Source organism: Tsukamurella sp. NPDC003166 (genome assembly GCF_040611135.1).
Taxonomy (GTDB): Bacteria; Actinomycetota; Actinomycetes; order Mycobacteriales; family Mycobacteriaceae; genus Tsukamurella.
Map to the genome: position 1 here is coordinate 33,448 of NZ_JBEXNL010000028.1, position 19,413 is coordinate 52,860.

At 69.7% G+C, this 19,413-nt stretch carries 35 protein-coding genes; 3 read left to right on the plus strand and 32 right to left on the minus strand.

Annotation, left to right across the window (positions count from 1 at the left end):
• The 32 genes from ABZX10_RS22030 to ABZX10_RS22185 all read right to left on the minus strand — a co-directional run bounded on the left by ABZX10_RS22030 (position 1) and on the right by ABZX10_RS22185 (position 17,411).
• Positions 1 to 1,590 carry a phage portal protein gene (locus ABZX10_RS22030; protein WP_355545197.1) on the minus strand — a complete coding sequence of 530 codons (1,590 nt, stop codon included), beginning with the start codon at positions 1,588 to 1,590 and terminating at the stop codon, positions 1 to 3.
• On the minus strand, positions 1,591 to 2,877 hold the full coding sequence (locus tag ABZX10_RS22035; RefSeq protein WP_355545200.1) for a PBSX family phage terminase large subunit: 1,287 nt from the start codon (positions 2,875 to 2,877) through the stop codon (positions 1,591 to 1,593).
• A complete protein-coding gene (locus tag ABZX10_RS22040) occupies positions 2,874 to 3,392 on the minus strand; it encodes a hypothetical protein (protein ID WP_355545203.1) in 519 nt (172 codons plus the stop codon). Before ABZX10_RS22040 ends, ABZX10_RS22035 begins: the two co-directional genes overlap by 4 nt.
• Positions 3,393 to 3,665: 273 nt before the next feature.
• The gene (locus ABZX10_RS22045) at positions 3,666 to 4,379 is read right to left on the minus strand and encodes a hypothetical protein (protein ID WP_355545206.1); all 714 of its coding nucleotides are present in this window, start codon (positions 4,377 to 4,379) and stop codon (positions 3,666 to 3,668) included.
• A 92-nt stretch (positions 4,380 to 4,471) separates the two neighbouring features.
• On the minus strand, positions 4,472 to 4,708 hold the full coding sequence (locus tag ABZX10_RS22050) for a hypothetical protein (RefSeq protein ID WP_355545209.1): 237 nt from the start codon (positions 4,706 to 4,708) through the stop codon (positions 4,472 to 4,474).
• Between the two features lie 3 nt (positions 4,709 to 4,711).
• Positions 4,712 to 5,428 (minus strand): hypothetical protein, encoded by a 717-nt coding sequence (locus ABZX10_RS22055; protein WP_355545212.1) that lies wholly within the window; start codon positions 5,426 to 5,428, stop codon positions 4,712 to 4,714.
• A complete protein-coding gene (locus ABZX10_RS22060) occupies positions 5,425 to 5,883 on the minus strand; it encodes a hypothetical protein (RefSeq protein ID WP_355545215.1) in 459 nt (152 codons plus the stop codon). Before ABZX10_RS22060 ends, ABZX10_RS22055 begins: the two co-directional genes overlap by 4 nt.
• The gene (locus tag ABZX10_RS22065; RefSeq protein WP_355545218.1) at positions 5,880 to 6,272 is read right to left on the minus strand and encodes a hypothetical protein; all 393 of its coding nucleotides are present in this window, start codon (positions 6,270 to 6,272) and stop codon (positions 5,880 to 5,882) included. The genes ABZX10_RS22060 and ABZX10_RS22065 overlap by 4 nt, the downstream gene beginning before the upstream one ends.
• A complete protein-coding gene (locus tag ABZX10_RS22070) occupies positions 6,265 to 7,029 on the minus strand; it encodes a site-specific DNA-methyltransferase (RefSeq protein WP_355545221.1) in 765 nt (254 codons plus the stop codon). The genes ABZX10_RS22065 and ABZX10_RS22070 overlap by 8 nt, the downstream gene beginning before the upstream one ends.
• A gap of 64 nt (positions 7,030 to 7,093) precedes the next feature.
• On the minus strand, positions 7,094 to 7,225 hold the full coding sequence (locus tag ABZX10_RS22075; RefSeq protein ID WP_355545224.1) for a hypothetical protein: 132 nt from the start codon (positions 7,223 to 7,225) through the stop codon (positions 7,094 to 7,096).
• A gap of 5 nt (positions 7,226 to 7,230) precedes the next feature.
• Positions 7,231 to 7,431 carry a hypothetical protein gene (locus ABZX10_RS22080; RefSeq protein ID WP_355545227.1) on the minus strand — a complete coding sequence of 67 codons (201 nt, stop codon included), beginning with the start codon at positions 7,429 to 7,431 and terminating at the stop codon, positions 7,231 to 7,233.
• The gene (locus ABZX10_RS22085) at positions 7,428 to 7,862 is read right to left on the minus strand and encodes a hypothetical protein (RefSeq protein ID WP_355545230.1); all 435 of its coding nucleotides are present in this window, start codon (positions 7,860 to 7,862) and stop codon (positions 7,428 to 7,430) included. The genes ABZX10_RS22080 and ABZX10_RS22085 overlap by 4 nt, the downstream gene beginning before the upstream one ends.
• A complete protein-coding gene (locus tag ABZX10_RS22090; RefSeq protein ID WP_355545233.1) occupies positions 7,859 to 8,038 on the minus strand; it encodes a hypothetical protein in 180 nt (59 codons plus the stop codon). The genes ABZX10_RS22085 and ABZX10_RS22090 overlap by 4 nt, the downstream gene beginning before the upstream one ends.
• Positions 8,035 to 8,559, minus strand: a complete 525-nt coding sequence (locus ABZX10_RS22095) for a hypothetical protein (RefSeq protein WP_355545236.1) — start codon at positions 8,557 to 8,559, stop codon at positions 8,035 to 8,037. Before ABZX10_RS22095 ends, ABZX10_RS22090 begins: the two co-directional genes overlap by 4 nt.
• A 1-nt stretch (position 8,560) precedes the next feature.
• On the minus strand, positions 8,561 to 8,872 hold the full coding sequence (locus ABZX10_RS22100; RefSeq protein WP_355545239.1) for a hypothetical protein: 312 nt from the start codon (positions 8,870 to 8,872) through the stop codon (positions 8,561 to 8,563).
• A gap of 94 nt (positions 8,873 to 8,966) precedes the next feature.
• Positions 8,967 to 9,578, minus strand: coding sequence for a hypothetical protein (locus ABZX10_RS22105; protein WP_355545242.1), 612 nt, complete (start codon positions 9,576 to 9,578; stop codon positions 8,967 to 8,969).
• Between the two features lie 108 nt (positions 9,579 to 9,686).
• Positions 9,687 to 10,157, minus strand: a complete 471-nt coding sequence (locus ABZX10_RS22110) for a hypothetical protein (RefSeq protein ID WP_355545245.1) — start codon at positions 10,155 to 10,157, stop codon at positions 9,687 to 9,689.
• Positions 10,154 to 11,107, minus strand: coding sequence for a hypothetical protein (locus ABZX10_RS22115; RefSeq protein ID WP_355545248.1), 954 nt, complete (start codon positions 11,105 to 11,107; stop codon positions 10,154 to 10,156). Before ABZX10_RS22115 ends, ABZX10_RS22110 begins: the two co-directional genes overlap by 4 nt.
• Positions 11,107 to 11,508: a hypothetical protein gene (locus ABZX10_RS22120; RefSeq protein WP_355545251.1), complete on the minus strand. Its 402-nt coding sequence runs from the start codon at positions 11,506 to 11,508 to the stop codon at positions 11,107 to 11,109. Before ABZX10_RS22120 ends, ABZX10_RS22115 begins: the two co-directional genes overlap by 1 nt.
• Positions 11,505 to 12,035, minus strand: coding sequence for a hypothetical protein (locus ABZX10_RS22125; protein ID WP_355545254.1), 531 nt, complete (start codon positions 12,033 to 12,035; stop codon positions 11,505 to 11,507). Before ABZX10_RS22125 ends, ABZX10_RS22120 begins: the two co-directional genes overlap by 4 nt.
• The gene (locus ABZX10_RS22130) at positions 12,032 to 12,865 is read right to left on the minus strand and encodes a hypothetical protein (RefSeq protein ID WP_355545257.1); all 834 of its coding nucleotides are present in this window, start codon (positions 12,863 to 12,865) and stop codon (positions 12,032 to 12,034) included. Before ABZX10_RS22130 ends, ABZX10_RS22125 begins: the two co-directional genes overlap by 4 nt.
• Complete coding sequence (locus ABZX10_RS22135) at positions 12,862 to 13,128, minus strand: hypothetical protein (protein WP_355545260.1); 267 nt, start codon at positions 13,126 to 13,128, stop codon at positions 12,862 to 12,864. The genes ABZX10_RS22130 and ABZX10_RS22135 overlap by 4 nt, the downstream gene beginning before the upstream one ends.
• Entirely contained in the window at positions 13,125 to 13,463 is a 339-nt protein-coding gene (locus ABZX10_RS22140) for a hypothetical protein (RefSeq protein WP_355545263.1), read from the minus strand. Before ABZX10_RS22140 ends, ABZX10_RS22135 begins: the two co-directional genes overlap by 4 nt.
• Complete coding sequence (locus ABZX10_RS22145; RefSeq protein WP_355545266.1) at positions 13,460 to 13,675, minus strand: hypothetical protein; 216 nt, start codon at positions 13,673 to 13,675, stop codon at positions 13,460 to 13,462. The genes ABZX10_RS22140 and ABZX10_RS22145 overlap by 4 nt, the downstream gene beginning before the upstream one ends.
• A gap of 68 nt (positions 13,676 to 13,743) precedes the next feature.
• Positions 13,744 to 14,646 (minus strand): phage recombination protein Bet, encoded by a 903-nt coding sequence (gene bet / locus ABZX10_RS22150; protein ID WP_355545269.1) that lies wholly within the window; start codon positions 14,644 to 14,646, stop codon positions 13,744 to 13,746.
• A 2-nt stretch (positions 14,647 to 14,648) separates the two neighbouring features.
• Positions 14,649 to 15,593 (minus strand): YqaJ viral recombinase family protein, encoded by a 945-nt coding sequence (locus ABZX10_RS22155; RefSeq protein WP_355545272.1) that lies wholly within the window; start codon positions 15,591 to 15,593, stop codon positions 14,649 to 14,651.
• The gene (locus tag ABZX10_RS22160; RefSeq protein WP_355545275.1) at positions 15,590 to 15,991 is read right to left on the minus strand and encodes a helix-turn-helix transcriptional regulator; all 402 of its coding nucleotides are present in this window, start codon (positions 15,989 to 15,991) and stop codon (positions 15,590 to 15,592) included. The genes ABZX10_RS22155 and ABZX10_RS22160 overlap by 4 nt, the downstream gene beginning before the upstream one ends.
• Positions 15,978 to 16,259, minus strand: coding sequence for a hypothetical protein (locus tag ABZX10_RS22165; protein ID WP_355545278.1), 282 nt, complete (start codon positions 16,257 to 16,259; stop codon positions 15,978 to 15,980). The genes ABZX10_RS22160 and ABZX10_RS22165 overlap by 14 nt, the downstream gene beginning before the upstream one ends.
• The gene (locus ABZX10_RS22170; RefSeq protein WP_355545281.1) at positions 16,256 to 16,477 is read right to left on the minus strand and encodes a hypothetical protein; all 222 of its coding nucleotides are present in this window, start codon (positions 16,475 to 16,477) and stop codon (positions 16,256 to 16,258) included. Before ABZX10_RS22170 ends, ABZX10_RS22165 begins: the two co-directional genes overlap by 4 nt.
• Positions 16,478 to 16,598: 121 nt before the next feature.
• Complete coding sequence (locus ABZX10_RS22175) at positions 16,599 to 16,856, minus strand: hypothetical protein (RefSeq protein WP_355545284.1); 258 nt, start codon at positions 16,854 to 16,856, stop codon at positions 16,599 to 16,601.
• Positions 16,853 to 17,125 (minus strand): hypothetical protein, encoded by a 273-nt coding sequence (locus ABZX10_RS22180; RefSeq protein WP_355545287.1) that lies wholly within the window; start codon positions 17,123 to 17,125, stop codon positions 16,853 to 16,855. Before ABZX10_RS22180 ends, ABZX10_RS22175 begins: the two co-directional genes overlap by 4 nt.
• Positions 17,126 to 17,201: 76 nt before the next feature.
• Complete coding sequence (locus ABZX10_RS22185; protein WP_355545290.1) at positions 17,202 to 17,411, minus strand: helix-turn-helix transcriptional regulator; 210 nt, start codon at positions 17,409 to 17,411, stop codon at positions 17,202 to 17,204.
• Positions 17,412 to 17,656: 245 nt separating this feature from the next.
• Between ABZX10_RS22185 and ABZX10_RS22190 the strand changes: the two genes are divergently transcribed.
• The 3 genes from ABZX10_RS22190 (at position 17,657) to ABZX10_RS22200 (ending at position 18,951) form a co-directional block, all read left to right on the plus strand.
• Positions 17,657 to 18,229: a helix-turn-helix transcriptional regulator gene (locus tag ABZX10_RS22190; protein WP_355545293.1), complete on the plus strand. Its 573-nt coding sequence runs from the start codon at positions 17,657 to 17,659 to the stop codon at positions 18,227 to 18,229.
• Between the two features lie 84 nt (positions 18,230 to 18,313).
• On the plus strand, positions 18,314 to 18,733 hold the full coding sequence (locus tag ABZX10_RS22195; protein ID WP_355545296.1) for a hypothetical protein: 420 nt from the start codon (positions 18,314 to 18,316) through the stop codon (positions 18,731 to 18,733).
• Positions 18,727 to 18,951 (plus strand): DUF3263 domain-containing protein, encoded by a 225-nt coding sequence (locus ABZX10_RS22200; protein ID WP_355545299.1) that lies wholly within the window; start codon positions 18,727 to 18,729, stop codon positions 18,949 to 18,951. The genes ABZX10_RS22195 and ABZX10_RS22200 overlap by 7 nt, the downstream gene beginning before the upstream one ends.
• Positions 18,952 to 19,413: the final 462 nt, after the last annotated feature.

A 19,413-nucleotide genomic window follows, 5' to 3' on the forward strand; every position in this document is an offset into this window, starting at 1 on the left:
CTACGCGGTGGGACCGTCAGGTTCGGTCGCATCGACACCGTCGACGCCAGGGTCCGCCGCGGGGTCGACTGCCGGACCGGCGAACGGGTCGCCTTGATTGCCCTCGTCGGGCATCGGCGGCAGCACTGACCCAGACTCGTCCTGGATCCGCTGCACCTCGGCCGCCACCTCGCCATCGTCCCAGTCGGGGTTGACGCGCCGTACCCGCATCTCCGTCGAGATCGCTGACGCCCGATGCAGGAGTTCCGTGGTCTCGGCGACCTGCTTCTGGGACTGCTGATGCATCGGCGGAAAGTCGACGTTCAGTAGCTCTTCGGGCGCCACGGTGCCGAACACGCGGGCGTTGACCCGGAGCGCCGTGGTGCCCAGCTCGGCCAGACTGGGTGTCCACAGCCGCACGCGGGTTGCGCGCGTGCTGTTGGTGTCCCGCTCCTTCGCGTCGACCTCCGTGGCAGTCTGTGCAGCCTCGTCGGCGAGCCCGAACGTGAGCGGGCTGTAGCCGCACGCCGCTATGATCTGCCGCAACAGGGCCTCGAACGTCTGCTGATGCTCCTGCACGCGAATGTCGAACTGGTGCCCCTCGAGCAGCGTCGTCATATCACCCGCCGTCATCGCGGCGCCGACCGGGGAGAAGATCGCACGGTCGAGGTCGAACTCCGATCCCGAGCCCGCCTTGCCGATGTTCATGAGTTGCTCGGACACGATCAGGCGTCCGCGACCGAGGTCGAGGTCACGCATCCATGACGACCAGGTGCGATCGCACGCGTCGAGCAGATGGATCACGGGGCGGGTTAGGTCGGGGCGGCCGAGTGGTGCGAGCTCCGGCACGTCCCTCCATGCCGCATTTGGCCGGTGGTGCGGGAAGTACGCGGCGGTCAGCTCCGTGACACCTGTCGGCACTTGCTCCTTCATGCCCGCGGTGGCGGGATGTTCCGTGAGGGGCCGGCGCGACCCGACGGCGGTGGCCGATCCGGAGTAGAGGGCGTTCTCGACTACGCCGGGCGCGTGCCGCTCGAGGTGCCGCCACACGATCCGACCGTCGTCGGACGGGAGGAGGCTGGCGAACGTGACCTCGGTGAGGATGCCCCACTGGAAGGTGGGGATGGCCCGGTCGGCATCGACGAAGTCGATCCAGACGTTCTTGCGCAGGAGCCCGTTCCACACGATGCGGCCGTAGGTGCCGGACAGCATCGCTGCGGACTCGGCCGCGACTAGCAGGCGTGACGCGAGGTCGTCGGTGTTGAGGATCAGGTCGGCGGCATCTTGGACGGCCTGGTTGCCGTCGGCGGCGCGCCAGGTGGGCGGTTCACCGAATAGGACGCCGGCGGCGATGCGGCCGAGATCCGCGGCGACGGGGACGTGCAGCCGCTTCGGGTCGTTGGTCGCCTGCGGCTTCGCCCAGAACGCCTGCCATGCGCGGGCCAGGCGGCCAGCGGAAGCGTTGACGGTTGCGGCGGCGTGCTGGCCGCCGTAGAACTGGGCGAGCTTGTCGGGGTCGCCTTCCCACCACACCTGCTGTTCACGGGCGGCATTGAACACCAGCTCGTGCGGCCGCGGGGGCCACGCGATATCGGAGGCGGGGAAGGGCATCTACGCCTCCAGTCGTTGGTCGGGTTGTCGGTGGGTCTCGTTGAGCGGAATGATGTCTTGCCACAGCATGCGGCTGGTGTAGATCGCGTAGCGCAGGGCATCCGAGAAGTGGTCGTTGAGCTTGACCGGGGCATCCTCGCCCTTCTCCACCTGTTTCGAGTCCCACACGTACCCGGGGAGCTCTCCGATCAGCTCCGTGCACGACTCGTGGATGCGCAAACGGTCGGCTGCGAGGAGGCTCGCGACGACGCCGATGCCGTCGAGTACGGCGTTCGAGGCCTTGAAAACCGTCTTCCAGCCGTCGGCGACGAGTTGCCGCCGGAAGCCGGCCGCTGCGGGGTCGATGAATACGTACTCGGGTTCGCCCGCGGTGCGCACGAACTCGCTGAGGTTTGCGGAGCGCTCTGCCTCCGTGCCTGGCCCCGGGGCCCATTCTGCGGAAACATACAGCCGTCTGTCGGTGCCGAGACTGACGAGCAGGCCCGCGGTCGCGTTCGTGACGCCGTAGTCGATGCCGAGCGCCAGGCGTCGGCGCATCTCCGGCAGGTCGCCGACGACGTGCCGGTCGGGGTCGAACATGTCGTAGATGACGCCGTCGGCCAGCGACCATTCGCCGTCGATCATGCGCTTCTTCCAGAGGCCCGTGTACTGGGCCTCGTACGCGGCGATGAGCCCGTCGGGCAGGTAGGCGGCGTTGTCGCGCAGCGAGAAGTGGAAGATCCGGTGTCCGCGCTCGGCGGCGCGGTCGATCCAGTTGAGCTTGAGCCAGTGCCGCGGCCCGTCCGGGTTGGTCGTGGCGAACACCTGCGCGCCGTCGACGGAGCAGCGGCCCATGAGCTGGTTGAAGAACTCCTCCGACACGAGGCTGACCTCGTCGACGTAGGCGACGCAGACGGTGAGGCCGCGGATCACGTTCTCCGCTCGGGCATCGCTCGCGCCGATGACGTGCACGGTGCGGCCGAACACCTGAGCTGTGGGTGCGCCGCGGTTGTACAGCACGTGCTCAGCGAGCGGCCCGAACATCGAGCCGGTCTGCATCGGGGCGATGACGTTGCGGTACAGGGTGTCGCGGGTGCGGCCGATGAGGACGATCTCGCCGTGGTCGGGTGCGGCGGCGATCGCCATGAGGAACTTGACCAGGCTGCCGATGGTCTTGCCGGAGCGGATGGCGCCGTGCCACAGGTTGATCTGCTGCTTCGAGGCGAGGGCGTCTGCCTGGGCTATGGAGCGGAGCTGCTTCCAGCTCAGGCCGAAGTCGACGAGGCTGGCCTCGTTCGCGATAGTCACTCGGTCTCCTCGAAGTCGATCGACTCGATGCCGCGCTGCAGCTTGGCGATCATGCTCTTCGCGGTGTCGGCGGTGCGGTTGCCGCCGAGGTTCTCGATTTTCGCCACGGCGCCGATGAGCTTGTCGACGGCGCCGACGAAGCTCTCGGCGGCCTTCGCGTCCGGGATGTCCAGGGTCACCGTGCGCGGCCCGTCCATGCCGGGCACGATCACCTCGTACTCGTCCCAGATCCGCTCGCGCATGTGCAGGGCGTCGGCGAGCAGTTCCTCGGCGAGCTGCTCGCGGAATGCGAGGATCCGCTCGCGGCGTTCGTCGTTCGCGGTGTCCCGGCGGACCAGGTTCGGGAGGAGCCCGAGCTGCTTGCAGCGGTGCGCGACCTGCTGATGGGTCACGTCGATGCCGTGGTCGGCGTCGAGGATGTCGGCAGTGCCGCGGTAGCTGTGGCCCTGGGCGTGGATCTCGCGGAGGCGGGAGTCCTCGTCGGGGGTCCAGTCGCGTCGGAATGCTCGTGCCATGGTGGCCTCCCGTTCCTTGCCGGGGAAGCCGTGCGGCGGCCGGTGTGCCCGTGCGGGCTCGGGGTGGTCTGGTGGGGCGCGCCGGGACGGGCTGCCTGCCTGGCGTCCCGGCGCGCGGTTGCGCCCCCGTTGGGCGCGTGGTCGACGCTCGGCGCCGATGGTGGGCGGGTGTGAGCCCGAAGCTCTGCCCGTCAACGCGAAAGACCGGCCACCCGAAGGGTGTACCGGTCTCACCCGCGAAGCCTACCACGGAGGGTCGGACTAAGGCCGCGCTCATGCGCCGATCTTTCCACGTTGGCCGATGCTGTGGTGCGCGTCGAGCACGTGCCCGAGGCGATAGAACAGCTTCCCCGTGTCGGGGTCGCGCGAGACGGGCTCGAGGTGGTGCGCGGCGCAGGCCTCGACGGTGCAGCGCTGGGCGTGCTTCCGTAGCGATCGGACCCGGGCGGCGGTGAGGCCCTTGCCGAGGTCGCCGAGGCGGCGGGCCATGACCTCGACGCCGTGCTCGTCGAGGACGGAGCGGTTGGCGGCGGCGATGCGGTCCCGGTCGATCACCACGCTGCGTTCGGTTGGCAGGTCCACCACCTCCATGCACCGGTCGATCGCCCGCACGATGCCGTCGCGCAGCTCCTCCGCGGCCGGCATGAGCGCCAGCGCGATCACGTTGATGCGGAGCCAGCGGGCGACGCCGAGGAGGTGCTCGTCGCCGTCGTAGGTGATGCCGCGGGTCTCGCACATGTCGCGGGCGACGGTGCCGAGTTCGTTGGCGAGCCGGTCGAGGCGGTCGCGGGCCTCGACGTTGAGTGGGCACATCTCCTCGAGCTTCGCCTTGCCGGTCTTGCCGCCGAGGGCGGGCGGGCGGACGCGGTCCTGGCTGGTGAGGGTGATCGCGTAGTTGTCGACGATGGTGGCGACCTTGGTGAGGTGCCGGCGCAGCTCTTCGATGTCGGGGTCGGCGAGGTAGAAGCCGTCGCGGAGGTGGGGCACGATGCGCTCCTAGTCGAAGATGGCGGACAGGATGGCGATCGGCAGGCCGGTGAGCCAGACGAGCGCGAGAAGGAGCCAGAACTCGACCTCGGTCACTGGGCTACCGCCTGGCCGGTGAGCTCGCGGAACAGCCTGCGCCGCTCCGAGTGAGTGCGCGCAGTCGCGATCACGTTCCAGTCGGCGTCGAACAGGCGCACGGTGGGGCCGTCGTCGATCACCGTCGACAGGCCGGCGACGAAGCCGGACCAGCGCGGGCGGCTGTAGCCGGTGCGCAGGCGGGCGCGGTGCTTTATCCGCGGGAAGTGGGCGGGCGTGCGGGGCAGGCTCATCGGTCAGTCCTCCGGGTGCATGAGCAGGTAGGCGGCGATCTTGAGGAAGTCCACCGGGCCGTGGACGCCGAGGTAGTCGCCACTTGGGCCGTCGCCGTCGTCGCCGCGGTACAGCTCGCCGATGTAGGCGTCCCCGTCGTTGGTGGCGCGTAGCGCTTCGACGATGCGGGCGGCCGTCCGCCGCACCTGCTCGGGCGTGATGGTGATCGGGCCGCGCTGGGCGGGCAGGTCATGCAGCGGCGGCAGCTTTGGGAGCATGAGCCGGGTGTACGTCGCGGTGAGGTCCATCGCCTCGACGTAGAAGCCTCCCGGCTTGTTCACGCACCATCCGATGATCCGTCCGCAGAGGCGCCCGGTGGGGGTGTCGACGGAGAGGTGCGCACCGTCGAGGGAGTCCGCTGCGTCGGTGAGGGCTTGTGCGATGTCGGAGTTGATCGCGAGGTGGATGCGGAAGGTGTTGTCGCCGGATCGCTCCGGCGGGCGGGTCGGTTCGGCGCCCACGATGTAGTGGAAGTGGTGGCTCCACAGGCGGACGGTCGGGCGCTTGGTGATCGCGAGGGCCTCGGTCATGGGTGCCTCCTTGGTGCAGTGGGCGCCGCAGCCGCGGGCCTGCCGGTCGTCGCGCTCGGTGCTGGCGAGCATGCGGGTGCAGACCCAACACCAGTAGTGGGTTTCGCCACCGAGGGTCGGGTTGCGGGGCGCGTGATCCGGGGCGGTCACCAGCGACCCTCTCCGTAGATGGCGTCCATGACCGCATCCACGTCCTCGTCGCACCGCTCGTACTCGGGCATGACGTCGCCGAGGCGCTGCCACATCGGGTTCGCGCTCCGGCGGGCCTTGAGCGCGAGCTCGGCGATGTGCGCGGCGTGCCGGCGCTCAGCCTCGTCGTGCTCGCGGGCCTCGTGCTCGGCGTGCAGCAGCGCGGTGAGCGGGCCGTGCCAGCCGGGTTGCGCGTGAGCCCGGGTGTGGCCGTGGCCGAGGCGGGCGAGCCGGTCGCACTCGCGGCACGGATCGTTGTCGAACATCGAGTGGTAGTGGTACGGCGGCAGGCTGTTCCGCAGCGCCTCGCGCATGGCTTCGAGGTCGGCGAGCGTGTACGCGCTGGTGTATTGCTCGCCGCGTCGGGGCGCGTGCGGGTCGCGGTACTGCAGGTGCTCGACCGTCGGCGCGCTCACGACTTCGGCCCCTCGATGGCTCGGCGGATGGCCCTCGCGAACTCCGGATACGGCCCCCCGCGGTAGTCGTCGGCCAGCCGTTGCAGGCGCACGATCATGGCCCGCAGGCTGTCGCGTTCGTCGATCGCGTTCTGCCGCTGCTCGATCACCCGCTCGATGGTCGCGTTCGCCTCAGCCAGGGCGGCCTCCGTGTTCGCCTGGTCGATGAGCGCGAGACGGAGCTGTTCGCGATCGCCCACGAGCGCGTCCCGCAGGCGGCGCACCTCACACGGCCACGCCGACTGGCAGTGCTTGCAGAACTTCTCGGCAGGGCCACCGTTGGGCGGGTGGCCGTAACCAACGACGTGGACGAGGTCGACGGCGCGGATGAGGTCGGTCGGGTCAGACATCATCGGTTCCGGTCACAGGTAGGTCGAGCATCAAGTCCGCTGCGGCGAGGCGTTTCGCGGTGGTCTCGCACTGCTCCTCGCGAGCCTCGATCAACACGGCACGACGGCCGAGGTTCCGGGCGGCGATACCGGTGGAGCCGGACCCGGCAAACGGATCGAGCACCACCCCCCCTGCCGGGACGCTGTACTGGATCAGCGGTTCGATCACGCCGAGCGGCTTCTGCGTGGCGTTGATCCGGCCTCGATGCTTCGCCTTCGCCACATCGAGCACGCTGGTCGCCCAGCGCGTGCCGTCATCCGTCCACGGCGTGTCCATCGGCTTGAAGTGGTTGTCGAACACGCCACCACCCGATGCGTGGTTCGTGTGCTTCGCGGAGCCATCAAGTCCGTCGCGTCGACGAGTTCCTGATGGCCGCCCATGGTGCTCGATCTTCGGGAGATCGCGGTGCTGGTCCGGCCATGCGCCGCGGTAGAAGTGCAGCGCCTGCTCGTGCTGGCGCCGGAACCGATCGAGCTGCATCGACGTGGCGGTGTTCTTGCGCCACACGATGTCCTGTCCGAAGCGCCAGCCGGAGAACTCGGCGGCGTGGTCGAGGATCGAGCGCATGGTGCCGAAGCACCATAGCGTGTCCGTGTGTTCCGCAACCGTTTCAAGCCAGCCCTCGGGCCACCTATCCCACGACAGGTTCGTTGTCCCGTACGGCGGGTCGGCGATGCACGCATCGAACCGGCCCAGCGTCGGTAGCACGTCGAACATCGACCCGTGGTACAGCGTGACGTGCTCGTCGGCGTAGTACGCCTCGCGGATGAGGTCGGTCGGTTCACTCGCCATCGCGCGTCACCGCCTCGCCGACCGCGTCAATCCCGCAGACCGAGCAGTCGTAGACGCCATCCTCAGCGAGCATGAAGCGGTGCGGCTTGCTGTCGAAGCAGATGTCGGGCAGCTCATTCATCCGTGTCATCGGTCGCTGACCTCTTCCCACTCGGTTACCCGCCGCTTGCAGACCACCACGTCCGGGTTTGGGTGCCGGTCCGCCGCGTTCCGCGCATTGCTCTCGAGGCGGAAGGTGCGGTCAACCACTTGTAGATACACGGTGCTGCCGTCCATGTTTGGGCGGGCAGAGCGGGCCATGACGGCGTACTCGTAGCGCTCGCTCATCGGTCGCTCACCGCCTCAGCAGCCTTCGCTGCGGCCAGGAGCGCGGCAGCGAACTCCTGCGTCCACGCGGGAGTCACCGGCTCCTCAGGCTCACCGTGCACCGACCACCCGACCTCGCCGTATCGCGGGTAGGTGCGCACCGTCGTGCTGTCGCTGAACGGCCAGAAGGTGACCGTCTCGCCCTCGTCGTCCTCCGTCTGCGGCTCGGGCAGGGAGATGACGGCGAGGTCGTCGGAGGAGGCGATCACGGCAGCCTGGTGCGCGCTGTGCTGCATGGTCACGTGCTCATGCGCCGGGATCGCAGCACCAGCGGTGAAGTCGACCACCTCGTAGTCGGGTTCCCACCCGCAGTTGCACACATCGCGCTCCTCGTCGGCGTACAGCGGGTGCTTCGCCAGCGTGGCGGCGAGACGGGACTCGACGGCGGTCACGAGGCACGCTCCCGGATCTCGAACCATCCACCCTTCGGCACGGTCATGTCGTACTCGTAGTGCCCGTTGTCCACGAGGTACAGGCGCGGCCCGGTCTCGATGTGGCCCACGTACGGGTCGACCCAGTCGATCTCGCGGCCGTCGGCGTTGAACACCACGAACTCCTGCGCGCTCACTGTCCCGCCTCCTGACGTGCGCGCTCAGCACGGAGACCGGCGAGGAACGCCTCTGCTGCGAACTCGCGCTCGGTGGGATACATCTCGTGGCCGTTCTCATCAACGAAATCCGTTGCCCGCTTGCGGTCGGAGGCATCCTGCTCGGCCTCGGCGGCAGCGGCTTCGAGGCGGGCAGCCTTGGAGTGCATGTCGATCACGACGGGCTGGTACGCCGTCCCCATCGCTTCCAGCACGAACTCCGCGACCTGCCGCAGGTGTTCGGGGTTGCCCGGGTCCAGCGGGGCGGGAGCGGCGACCTCCGCGCGCACCCAGCCGATCGACTCGAACTCCGGGAAGGAGTACAGCGGCACCAGGCCCGCGGCCTCGGCCTCCTCCTGCGAGCGGAAGACCAGCTCACCGGCGGCGGTGAAGTGCGCCCAACGGCCGGGCTTACCGTGCGGCTGCCGCACCCACGTTCCGCCGTCGGGGTCGGTGCCACGCCAACCCGGGCGGGCGCCGACGGCGGGGTTCGGGGAGGTCATGTCAGCGCCCCCTCTTCTGCTGCTTCTTCGGATCCGTGAGCGCATCCAGCGCCTTCCACAGGTCCGCGTGCTCCTGGCACAGGTACATGCGCGTCTTGTCGGGCATGGTCCGCGTGGCGGCGACCTTCCGCCGCGGCCCGAACCGGCCACCCGACTCGTGCTGCGAGGCGAAGCATTCGTCGCAGGTGGTGACCTGCTTCGTGTTGGTGTACTTGGGCCGCCAGGTCTTGGTTGCCTGGTAGGGGGGGCGTTGGAACTGCTTGGAGAGGCCGCGCTCGAGGTGGCCGGGCTGCATGGGGCCGGAGACGATCACGACGCCACCTCCGCCGTCTCGGCCCACGACACGACGAGCCAGGCGGCGCGTGGCTGACCCTTGATGGGCGGGTGCTGCACCGGATCGGCGGGCATCAGCGGGCCTCCTCGATGTCGCCGAGGACCGACACCCAGGGGCTGCGGAGGGTGTCGATGTGCTGCTGGGTGAGGCCGTGCTGGCCGACGAGGTCTTCGACGACGCACGCGAGTGCGGCGGCCCGAGCGGCGGCCCGAGCGGCGGCCCGAGCGGCGGCCCGAGCGGCGGCCCGAGCGGCGTCCCAAGCGGCGGCCCGAGCGGCGGCCCGAGCGGCGGCCCGAGCGGCGGCCATCCGATCCGCCTCGTCAGCCGTGAGGGTCGCGGCTCGCCGGGTGAGCCACACGATCTTTCGCCAGTTCGGGCCGAACGTCGCCTCCAACGCCTCGTCGGTGACCTCGACGGCGGCGAACCGCTCAGCGACCGCGGCCTTGTCGGTCTGGTCGTCGTTCCAGGGCTCGCTCAGCCCGAAGTGGCGCATGACGGCACGGATGATGTGCTCGTCGCCAGGACGAAGGCCTTGGCAGGTCTGGACGGCGCCGTGGGCGCAGACCGCGCCCGACTCGGCGATGTACTCGCCGGTGATCCAGTCGCGCTGGGCGAAGTTGGCGCGGACCAGGTCGAGTTCGGCGGCGAGCGGCGGGAAGTCGGCGGGGGTGGTGCTGGCGGTCATGGGATTCCTTCCGGTTCGGAAATCGAGGTGCAACTCGATGTTGCGTCGATGCTACCACGCAACGACCTCGCAGCGCGGCAACCTCACACAATACGCAATAAGCCAAGGTCAGAGCATGTTTCCACCCTCCTCGGTGGTGGTCTTTCGACTTCGGCACGGCTTGCGCGCCTCCCGCAGCTGGCCCGTCGGGCTGTCGATGACGCAGCGGTCGCCGGGCGGGACGAGGCACTCCGGGCAGCGGATCGCGAGTACCTCGGGCGTGAACGGATCCGGCTGCGCCGCAGTGGAAGCGATCGACCTGGCGTCGATGTCGGCGTTGGCGCGCTTCGAGCGGATCGCCAGCGCTGCGGCGATGACCTCGGCCAGCTCCGGGGCGTGGAGCTTCGGGTCCGCCATGGCTCGCGCTTCGACGCCTGCGAGCGCATCGGCCAAGGTCACACCGTGTGCGGTCATGGCGCGGGCCCAGCCCTCGGCGACGAACATCGCGGCTTCCTCGTCGTCGGCCCGGAGCGCGGTCCTGGTGTGCCACACGGTGATCAACATCTGGACGCGAGCTGCGTCGGCGGCTGTGACGGTCACGATTCGATCTCCTGCTGTTGTGCGGCTTGGGTTTCGAGCTTGGCGATGAGGTTTGCGTACGTGCGCTGCTTCGCTTCGGGTCGGGCGCCGGGTGGTCCGGACGCTCCCCCGGCTCGCGCCTTGGCGGCGTCGAGGACCAGGCCGCGGAGCAGGCCGACGCCGATGCCGGGCCGGCGCCACCACGCGGCGATCGCGGCTTCGAGGTCCGGCCGGTGCACGTCCGGGTCGTCGATGAGCGCCTGGATCGCGCCGGCGAGGTCGTCGATGGCGGCGCGGGGCGTGCCGTCGGGGGCTCCGAGGCGGGCGAGGGTCCGGGCGGCGTCGGTGGCTCGCGCCGGTCGACGGATCGGGACGACCGCGGCGGACGCCTCGCCGGGGATCGGTGTGCCGTCGGCGAAGTGCGTGGAGACCTCGGGCTGCTGCGTGCTCGCGCTCGGTACGTTTCTGGCTGCAGTACCTACGTAAGTAGGTACTTCTACTTCTACTTCTATTTCAGGTTCGGTCTGGGTTCCTGTGGCGAACCCAGCTGGGTTTTTCTTCGACCCCTTCGGACGCCCGCCCTTTCTGCCGTTTGACCTGCTGATACGTGCCTTTTCCTCCTGCTCTGCACGGCTCATTTGGTGCGCCAGATAGTCATGCATTTCGTATGCATTCTGCGTGCAGATTTCGTGCTGGATGACGTCATCCTGCACGTTTTCTGCACGCGCCGGAAACCCAGCTGGGTTCTCGATCCGGCGCATGAACCCCGCCTCGATCAGCGCCGCACGCTGCCGCGCGTTCGCGATCCGATGGGCCGCCGAGGCGTCGATGATCCCGTCAGTCCGGTACGTCGCGCAGTGCGTCCACAACTCAAGGAGCACCCATCGGACGCCCGGGGCGAGCTTGAGCACCTTCGGGTGATTAACGAAGTCGAGCGAGAGCTTGAGGTACGGCCGAGAGTCCTTCGCCATCAGAACAACACCTCCTGGCCCGGCAGCTCGCCCGGGATGTGGCGGGTGCCGTCGGCGTCCGTGAACTCGACATCGACGGCGGCGTGTCGAGCGTGCAGCTCGATCACCCACGGGAGGGCAGCGAAGTGCGCGACGTGGCGCTGGCCGCCGAGCCCGCACTCCCGCGTGGCGGCCCGCAACATGACCTTGGGGTGAAACCGGGCCTGCATCCAGAGGGTGCAGTGCTCGTCGTGGAGCGCGGAGGCGAAGCCTGTGAGGTCGAGGGTGCACATCGCGGCCCAGCGGGCGCGGGCGGCCTTCACGTGGTCGGGGTGGGTGCAGGTGGTGGAGTCGTAGCAGACCATGGCGACGCGCCACGGCTCGTCGTCCATCCAGTCGCGCCAGCCGGGAATCGGGGTCACCACAGCGCCTCCTGGCCGACGATTTGGCCGGCGTAGTGGGTGAGCTCGGCAGGTGCACCGCAGTGCGCGTCTAGGGCCTCGCGGACGATGCGCGCGAGCTCGTCGAGGTCTCGGGTGTTCTCCGGCCATGTCCGCCATGCCACGAGCGCGCGAGCCCGCAGCTCTGCGGGCAGGCTTTCGGCCCACCTTTGGACGCGCGGCAGAGTGATCGAACCCTCGAACAGCACGTCGCCTCGGCGCCATCGGTTGATGTGCTTGCCGTCCGGGGTGTGCCAGAACTCGGGGTCGTTGCACCAGTCCGGGCAGGTGTCCGCCAGCACGTCAGGGAGCCACTCGTGGTGCTCAATGTGGATGCGGTTGCCTTGGATCCACCGCTGCCACCCTCCCCCTCCGCTGTGTGCACAGGAGTTGCGCAGGGACTGGATGCCGTCGGCGGGATTGGCGATGATGTGCCCCAGGGTGAGCGGCCAGACCTCGCGGAGCACCCGCGCCTCGTCGTCGGTGAGCATGACGGGGCGCGGGGTCATGCCGCCTCCTGCGCGCGCTCGCGGCGGATGCGGGCCTTGTCGCGCTCGACGGTGCGCTTCGTGCAGCCGAGCTCGTACGCGAGGGCCTCGACGCTGCCGCGCGCCGCCTCCGGTAGGTCCAGCCAGGCAGCGATGGCCTCGCGGCGCTCCTCGGCGGCGTCGCGCTGGCCGGCCCCGGTGCGCCGAGAGCGCACCGGATCCGTTGCGGGGTCGTCGATGTCATCCCACTCCATCGGCAGAGCCCAACCCTCGCGTGCGGCCCTGTTGAGCACCTGCACGCCGTCGGGGCGCGGCTGGTCCCATAGCTGCGAGTAGACGGCGGCGACCTCGTCGGCGATGCCCTTGAGGCATGTGGCGTGCTCGCCGCTGCGGATGGTGCCGAGCCCCATGGCGGTGCAGGTGATCTCGGGTTGGCGGGCGAGCGCGGTGGTCGACCAGCCGATGGCGCCGAGCGCCTGCAGGCGGCGCATGGTGCCGATCGACGGGACGGTCTGGGTCGGACGTCGCGCGGGCGCGGTCCAGCGGGCGGCGAGGATCTTCTCGACGGTGTCGCTGAGCACGGTGGTCCGCTTGCCACTGGCGATCTCGTGCGCGGTGCGCGGCGCGATACCGGCGGCCGAGGCCGCCTGGACGTACGTCGCGCCGGCCGCGACGAGCGCGAGCAGGTGGGCCCGGGCGGGTGCGGCGTCGACGCGGCGTGCGAGGCGTCCGGCCGCCCCCCACTTCGCGTGGTGGGCGCGGCAGAGCCCGCGGGCGTAGTGGGGGGCGGTGCAGCCTGGGCGGGTGCAGTGGGTGTGGCGGCTGCGTGGGCGGCCGTCGGGGTTGCTCATCGCCTGCGCCTCCCGGCTCCGTTGAGGTGCGCGCGCGACCGTGGACGGAGGCCGTGCGGGTCGCGTTGCTCGGTTGCACCGACGGCGAGGAGCGCCTGAGCCGCGGCGATGTCCGAGTCGGTCATGAAGTACCGACGGCCGATCTTGTGGTGCGGGAATGCCCCTGCCTTGCAACGGTTCAGGAGCCACTCGTAGTGGTGGCCGAACAGTGGTGCGACTTCGGCGAGCGGCTTGAACAGCTCGGGCTGATGGGTGGCGGTCATGCGGGCCTCCAGACAGGGTTGTACGCGGCGTTGCGCGCCGGGTGGGTGGAGCGGCGTCGGGCGCCGGTTCGGCGGATCCGGCCGCACTTGGCGGCGCGGCCGAGCACGGACCCGATGAGGTTCGGGCTGTGCGGGCCCGTCGCGAGGCACGGGCATCCTTCGGCGTCGTTCTCGGCGCGCTGCTCCACGTCGTCGGCGGTGAACGGCTTGCCGAGTGCGATGAGTTCGATGAGCGCCTGTTCGTAGTGCGGGCGGTACTCGCGGTTGACAGCGGCGTCGGCGGCCTGGACCGCGGACCAGCCGTCGTCGCGCCGCGCGAGTCCTTCGGTGCTCATGCGGGCCGCCTGAGGGTTCCGCGGCGGATGTCGTCGCGGGCGTACTGGCCGGCGATCACGCCGTCGGGGAGGTGGCCGAGGTGGATCGCGCCAGGGTTGCGACCGCACTCGTAGGTGGTCATCCCTCGCAGGTTCTCGGCCCTGGCGTACCGGTTGGCCTTCTTGCGTGAGGCGAAGGAGCGCTTGCCGCACTCGGGGCACTGAGTCCACATGGTGCGGCTGATGGGCGGGTCGTCTTGGTGGCGGCGCTCGCGCCGGTATCGGCGCCCGTGGCCGCCGCTCATGACGGGTCTCCGTCACGCTCGACCTCGACATCGAGCGGCTGGTCGTCGAGAGTGCCCTGGCTCGCCTCGTCAGCCTCGCTGGACTGCGTCACTTCGCCGCGCTCGATCTGCCCGCGGCGCTCGGCGTAGGTCGCGCGGATCCGGTCGCCGTGCTCGCCGGGAGCGGTCTGGCGCAGCACCTCCCAGATGGCGGCGAGATCCTCGGCGTTGTCAGCCTCGCGGATCGCGGCCACGAACGAATCGGCCTCGTCGTCCGTGAGTGGCTTCGCCTCCGGCGCGGGCTCATGTGCGGGCGCGACCTGCTGGCGCGCCGCGCCGCCGTCGTCCGCCTGGGCCATCTCGTCCGACGTGTAGATGCCGGAGAGATCCTGCGGGAATGCCTTGCGCAGCGCGAGCGCCTCGGCGCACTTCGCGAGCATGAGCGCGGGCTTGGTGGCCCACATCTGCGTGAGTCCGCCGGCCCTCTTCGTCGCCGCGTACTCGGTGAACAGTGCGACCGCCGGGTAGCGCTGGCCGCCGCGGAGTACCGTCACGCGGGCCGCGGCGGGGGCGTCGCTGGCGAGCCAGATGTCGACCCAGTGTCCATCCTGCCCGCACCATTGGGTGTCCTCGTAGCCGAGGGGCTCGCCGGAGCGATCGACAGCGCGGCGGGCGATGAGACGGAACCCGTCGATGCCGGTCTGGATGGTCTGCTTGCCCTGGCGCTCAATCATGTAGATCTGCCGCGCGAACGGGTCGAGGCCCGTTCGGGTGCACTGATGGAAGAACACGGCGAGGTCGGCGGGTGCAGCGTCGGTGACGCCGAGCTGGTTGAGCACGGCGATCTGGTTGTCGGTCCAGAAGGTCTGGCCGCCCGCGAGAACGAGGTCGGACTGGGCGGTGGTGGCGAGGGTGGTCATGGTCAGGCTGCTTCCTGGTCGGTGCTGCGGTGGTCGGTGAGTAGGGCGGCGGGGTCGAGCCCCTTGGCCTTGGAAAAGCTGGGCGGTGTGGTGCGGCGTCGGGTGCCGAGGAGCGCGCCGCCCCACTGGGCGGCCTTCGCCCCGCCCATGAACTCGACGAGCTGGCCGCGGGCCCGCTGCTCGGCGGCCTCGGCCTGGTCGAAGGCGAGGAGCGCCTCGAGCCACGGGATCGCGATCTCGTCGGGTATGTCGAGCCCGGCCGACGACACCTCGGGGAACTTCCACTTGAGGACGCGGCGGTCCTCCTCGCGGGCGTAGTCGGCGCGCGGCTCGCGGCCGAGCTTGAGTGCCATGCGAGCGGCGTTCATCCGCGCGCGCAGCTCGGTCGCTTCGTTGGCGTCGTACTCGACGACGTACTCAGCGGGCTTGCGCTCCATGAGTTCTCGGAATCCGCAGACCGCGAAGACGACACGGTCGAGGCCGAGGGTGTCCATCTGCCAGACGGCCTGGACGCGATAGTAGGGCGGCACCTGGTCGGTGCCCGCCTTGCCCCATCCGGCGCTGCCGAGGTAGTCGTGCACGCACTTGATCTCGACGCCGGCCAGTGCGCTCGCGTTGAGGTCGGCGTCGGCCGGGTAGATGAGCCCGTCGGGATCGGCGGTCTGCCAGGGGCGTTCGTCGTTGCGCCACGTCGAGGTCTCGCGCACCTCCCACTCGGGGTGGGCCGCGGCGAACCACTCGCGGATCGACGGCTCCCAGAACGTGCCGTCGCTCTGGACCTGCGTCTCCTTCTCGGGCGGCGTGGTTCCGGCCATGGCGTGGTGCATCGAGTGCGGGGTGTCCCACTTGGACAGGCCGAGGAAGGCGGCGACCTTCGAGGCGCTGATGTTGGCGAGCCACTCGGGCGAGCCGGGCTCGAGAGGCTCGGGGAGCAGGGTGGCGGTCATCGTGCGCCGCCTTCAAGGCGAGCGACCAGCATGTCCCGCTCACCCTGGAGGGCGGCGATCTGGTCGTCAATCTCGTTCAGGCGACGCCCTGCCGCGATCGCCTCGTAGTTCGCCCCCGTAATGAATTGGTCCAGCGTGCATCGGAACAGGGTGGCGAGAGCTACCCCCTCGTGAAGTTGAACAATGCGCTGGTTCAGCTCAATCTTCGAGACCGTCGCCTGTGACCACTGAACGCCCAAGCGGCACATGGAGGCCGCGACTCCAGCCTGGCTCATGTTCGCCGCCCTGCGGACGTTGGCGATCGCCGGTCCGATGCCTTCGAGGATGTTCTGTGTGGTGTAGGTGGCAATCGTGGGAATCGATTCGCTGGGGCCAGCGAAGCATTCAGGTCCGGTCATTCTCGTTCTCCTTGCGAGGCTTGAGACCGGCGGCACGGACGAGTACCCACAGGTCGCGGAGGATGGATCGGTTCGGGGGCGCGGTGTGCGCCGGGTCGGGCGCGGGTGTCCACGCGGCGGGCTCTCGCGGGCCGCCGGGCGTCCACGGGCGGTTCGCCTGCCGCTCGAGCTCGACGAGGCCGCGCTCGATCCACGCGACGATCGTCGGGTGCTCGGCAGCAGCCAGGACGGCGCGGACGCGGGCCTCCTGCTGCTCGCGGCGCGTCATGCTGCAGCCTCCGTCGCCTGCGGGTGGCGGGCGGCGTTGTGCCGGGCGCACTCGGCCTCGGCCTCGTCGCGCCGATCGGCGGGCCACGTTGGGCCGAACACGAGGTGCCCGTCGCTGAGCGGCCAGCAGGCCATGCACGCGATCACGAGGTCATCGCCGGGCTGAGGGAGTCCGAGCATGAAGGTGCGGGCGGACACTACGGAGGCGGGGGCGGTCATCGCTGGGCTCCTCGGCAGAGGCCGGCGCCATGGCCGCGGTGGACCATGAGTGCGCCGTTGGGATGGACGGGAATGCGGGTGCGGCAGGTCGGGCAGATCACCTGCACGCGGGACGGGCGGGTCATCGACGGACCTCCCGGCGGTCGTGGCGCTCGGCGATGAACTCGCGGCCCAGGACGCGGCCGGCGGCTTCGTCGCTGGCGTCGTCGAGCTCGCGGTAGGCGTCGACCTGCGCCTGGTAGGCGCGAAGGATCCAGAGGCCGACGGTCAGCGCGGCGATCACGCCGAGCGGGAACGCCAAGCCCGGCTCCCAGCGGGCGACCTGCACGCCGAGGAACAGCGCGGACCCGACGACCGCGAGGCGCGCAACGGCGTTCACTGGGCCACCGCCTCGGCGAGCTGGTCGGCGCGGGCGGCGATGAGCGCGACGATGTCCTCGAATTCCGCGATGTGTGCGGGGTCGATGGCGTCGTGCGCCCACGAGAGCGTGCGTAGGCGGCGCGCGGCGCCGCGCATGTCGGCGGCGGTGTCTCGGCCTGCGCGGGCAAGGCGGCGAGCGCGCTGCTGCGCCGCGATCATGCGCTCGGTCGTCGACGGCAGGTCGATGACCTGGCCCTCGCTGGCAGGGGTGATATTCTGGGGATGCATCTGGATCGTGTTTCCTTCCGGTTCCGGTCTTGGGTGCGATGGGCGGCTCCGGTGCAACGGGGCCGCCCCTTTTCGTTCAGTCGAAGAGGTCGGGGATCTCGAGCCCCCACGCCTTCGTCAGTCCGCGCGCGAACTTGACGCCGGGTTGCGAGGTGCCGTTGAGCACTCGGCACGCGGTGGCCTTGTCGACTCCGGCCGCCTCGGCGAGGGCGGTAGGGCCCGCGATCTTGCGGCGCTTCATCTCGCGGTTGAGCCGGGCCCGCTTGACGGCGTATCCGCTCGTCATGCGCGTCTCCTGTCTGTCCTGGTTGAAGCAACCCCGTCTCGAAGTTGCTGCGCTTCAATCTACACAGAAGGTTGCGGCGGCGCAACCCAGCGACGCAAAGAAATCTCGACCGAATCGTGGCGCCTCGGCTGCACACGGGAACCGAGGCCGGAGGTGCTGAAAGACAGACGTGTGATTCACCACGACACGCTGTTGCGTTGCCGCAACGTCGAAAGCGCAGGTGGCAACCGATATACGCTCCCAACATGGCAGATGAACCGAATGCGTGGGCCGCGTGGCTGCGCCGCGAGATCGAACGCCGTGGCATCACCAACATGGCGCTTGCCGAGGAGGCTGGCGTCGACAAAGCAACCGTCGGAAAGTGGCTGTCCGGCAAGAGCCCAGTCCGCAGCCACGAGATCGTCCGCGCAGTAGCGATCGCGCTCGACGTCGACGTAAAGGACGCCTACCTCGCAGCCGGCGTCCTCCTTCCGGGCGACCTGGAGGTGCACGTCGTCCAGAAGCCGCTCGCGGAGGTGCCGAGTGGCGACCTGGTCGCTGAGCTCGGCGCGCGGCTGGAGCGCCTGGAGCACCCCTCGCGACGTACGCGCGCCGATATGGCGCCACCGTCGCGTCGCGGCCCCCTCGCGTCGCCCGACCCGGACCCGAAGGTTCCGAGCCTTGCGGATCGCCGCCGCAAGGCGCCGAGTCTCCCCGCCGAGGATGAGCGCTGGGCCGCGCGCACCGTGCCCGGGCCAACCGACCGGGAGCGGTTCGACGCCGCGCAGGACGCCGACGCGGAAGCTCCCGACGACGAGGGGCCGGAGGGTGGGGCGTGAGCGCCCACGCGTAGCGCAAATGACAACGGTGTAGTTCCTGGTCAGAGCGTTTTCTTGTCAGTCGCCGCGTGTAGAACGTCCGGTATGACCAGATGGCATCCGTGGCGCGAGGCCCGTCGGCGCGCGCACCTCGACATCACCTTCGACGCACCCACAACGGTGCGCGGACGCCACGCCGCCGACGGGCGCGTGCAGCTCCATCCACGGATGACTCAGGCTGAGCGCCGGTGCGCCCTCGCGCACGAGCTCGTGCACGACGAGCGCGGAGTCCGGCCCGTCGAGCCGGTGCTGTCCGCCATGGAGGAGCACCTTGTCGAGGCGATCGCCGCGCGCCGCCTCGTCCAGCTCGACCAGCTCGTCGACGTGCTCCGCTGGACTCGGCACACGAGCGAGGTGGCCGACGAGCTGTGGGTCGATGTGCCGATGCTCCTGGCGCTCACGCGATCACTGACCGCGCGCGAGCGGGCATGGATCGACGAGCAGCTCGAGGAGCAGCCGTGCTGAGCGACCGCGACCGGGCGATCCTCGACTTCGAGGCGCAGCACTCGTGGTGGCGCACTGCCGGCGCGAAGCAGAACGCGATCCGCGAGCAGTTCGGAATCTCGGGAGTCCGGTATGCCCAGCTCTTGAACAGGTGCTTGGATAATCCCGAGGCGCTGGCTCACGCGCCGCAGGTGGTGAACCGGCTGCGAAGAATCCGCGCCGGGCGAGGAGGAGATTAGGCATGGATAACCGGGTGCGAGCAGCGGGCGCCTTCGTGGCGATCGCGGCGTTCTTGTCGGGGTGTTCGGCCTCGAGCGGTAACCGGCCCCAGGCGGCCACCACAACCACGACCACCACCTCCGCGCCAACCGTGGCCGCATCGGCGACAGTGTCCGCGTTCTGCGCGTCGCCAACGCCAGGCCAGATCCCCGAGGGACTGACGGACGTGCTTGCCATTGGAGATCGGTTCGGCGGCGCGACAATACGGACCGCACAAACGGTGTCGTCATCGAAGAACCGATCGAAGTACGATCTCGTCGTGAGCCTGTGTGGGTCAGAGGTGCGCGGCTACCCGCTCAAAACCCTCGCGTCGGACATCGCACGGAATGAACCGCCCCGGGGTGTCCGGAGACTGACTCAAACAGTCACCGGCACCTGGTGGTGGGGTGTCCTCGCAGCGTAGTACGCGGCCTCCAACTCCG

Bases quoted from the DNA above. Each gene is read 5' to 3' on its own strand.
- ABZX10_RS22180 (WP_355545287.1), bottom strand. From the start codon at position 17,125: ATGCATCCCCAGAATATCACCCCTGCCAGCGAGGGCCAGGTCATCGAC.
- ABZX10_RS22070 (WP_355545221.1), bottom strand. From the start codon at position 7,029: ATGTTCGACGTGCTACCGACGCTGGGCCGGTTCGATGCGTGCATCGCC.
- ABZX10_RS22030 (WP_355545197.1), bottom strand. From the start codon at position 1,590: ATGCCCTTCCCCGCCTCCGATATCGCGTGGCCCCCGCGGCCGCACGAG.
- ABZX10_RS22040 (WP_355545203.1), bottom strand. From the start codon at position 3,392: ATGGCACGAGCATTCCGACGCGACTGGACCCCCGACGAGGACTCCCGC.
- ABZX10_RS22130 (WP_355545257.1), bottom strand. From the start codon at position 12,865: ATGAGCAACCCCGACGGCCGCCCACGCAGCCGCCACACCCACTGCACC.
- ABZX10_RS22075 (WP_355545224.1), bottom strand. From the start codon at position 7,225: ATGAATGAGCTGCCCGACATCTGCTTCGACAGCAAGCCGCACCGCTTC.
- ABZX10_RS22125 (WP_355545254.1), bottom strand. From the start codon at position 12,035: ATGACCCCGCGCCCCGTCATGCTCACCGACGACGAGGCGCGGGTGCTC.
- ABZX10_RS22115 (WP_355545248.1), bottom strand. From the start codon at position 11,107: ATGGCGAAGGACTCTCGGCCGTACCTCAAGCTCTCGCTCGACTTCGTT.
- ABZX10_RS22155 (WP_355545272.1), bottom strand. From the start codon at position 15,593: ATGACCGCCACCCTGCTCCCCGAGCCTCTCGAGCCCGGCTCGCCCGAG.
- ABZX10_RS22080 (WP_355545227.1), bottom strand. From the start codon at position 7,431: ATGAGCGAGCGCTACGAGTACGCCGTCATGGCCCGCTCTGCCCGCCCA.
- ABZX10_RS22095 (WP_355545236.1), bottom strand. From the start codon at position 8,559: ATGACCTCCCCGAACCCCGCCGTCGGCGCCCGCCCGGGTTGGCGTGGC.
- ABZX10_RS22195 (WP_355545296.1), top strand. From the start codon at position 18,314: ATGACCAGATGGCATCCGTGGCGCGAGGCCCGTCGGCGCGCGCACCTC.
- ABZX10_RS22135 (WP_355545260.1), bottom strand. From the start codon at position 13,128: ATGACCGCCACCCATCAGCCCGAGCTGTTCAAGCCGCTCGCCGAAGTC.
- ABZX10_RS22145 (WP_355545266.1), bottom strand. From the start codon at position 13,675: ATGTGGACTCAGTGCCCCGAGTGCGGCAAGCGCTCCTTCGCCTCACGC.
- ABZX10_RS22185 (WP_355545290.1), bottom strand. From the start codon at position 17,411: ATGACGAGCGGATACGCCGTCAAGCGGGCCCGGCTCAACCGCGAGATG.
- ABZX10_RS22140 (WP_355545263.1), bottom strand. From the start codon at position 13,463: ATGAGCACCGAAGGACTCGCGCGGCGCGACGACGGCTGGTCCGCGGTC.
- ABZX10_RS22065 (WP_355545218.1), bottom strand. From the start codon at position 6,272: ATGTCTGACCCGACCGACCTCATCCGCGCCGTCGACCTCGTCCACGTC.
- ABZX10_RS22165 (WP_355545278.1), bottom strand. From the start codon at position 16,259: ATGACGCGCCGCGAGCAGCAGGAGGCCCGCGTCCGCGCCGTCCTGGCT.
- bet (WP_355545269.1), bottom strand. From the start codon at position 14,646: ATGACCACCCTCGCCACCACCGCCCAGTCCGACCTCGTTCTCGCGGGC.
- ABZX10_RS22160 (WP_355545275.1), bottom strand. From the start codon at position 15,991: ATGACCGGACCTGAATGCTTCGCTGGCCCCAGCGAATCGATTCCCACG.
- ABZX10_RS22105 (WP_355545242.1), bottom strand. From the start codon at position 9,578: ATGACCGCCAGCACCACCCCCGCCGACTTCCCGCCGCTCGCCGCCGAA.
- ABZX10_RS22050 (WP_355545209.1), bottom strand. From the start codon at position 4,708: ATGAGCCTGCCCCGCACGCCCGCCCACTTCCCGCGGATAAAGCACCGC.
- ABZX10_RS22190 (WP_355545293.1), top strand. From the start codon at position 17,657: ATGGCAGATGAACCGAATGCGTGGGCCGCGTGGCTGCGCCGCGAGATC.
- ABZX10_RS22170 (WP_355545281.1), bottom strand. From the start codon at position 16,477: ATGACCGCCCCCGCCTCCGTAGTGTCCGCCCGCACCTTCATGCTCGGA.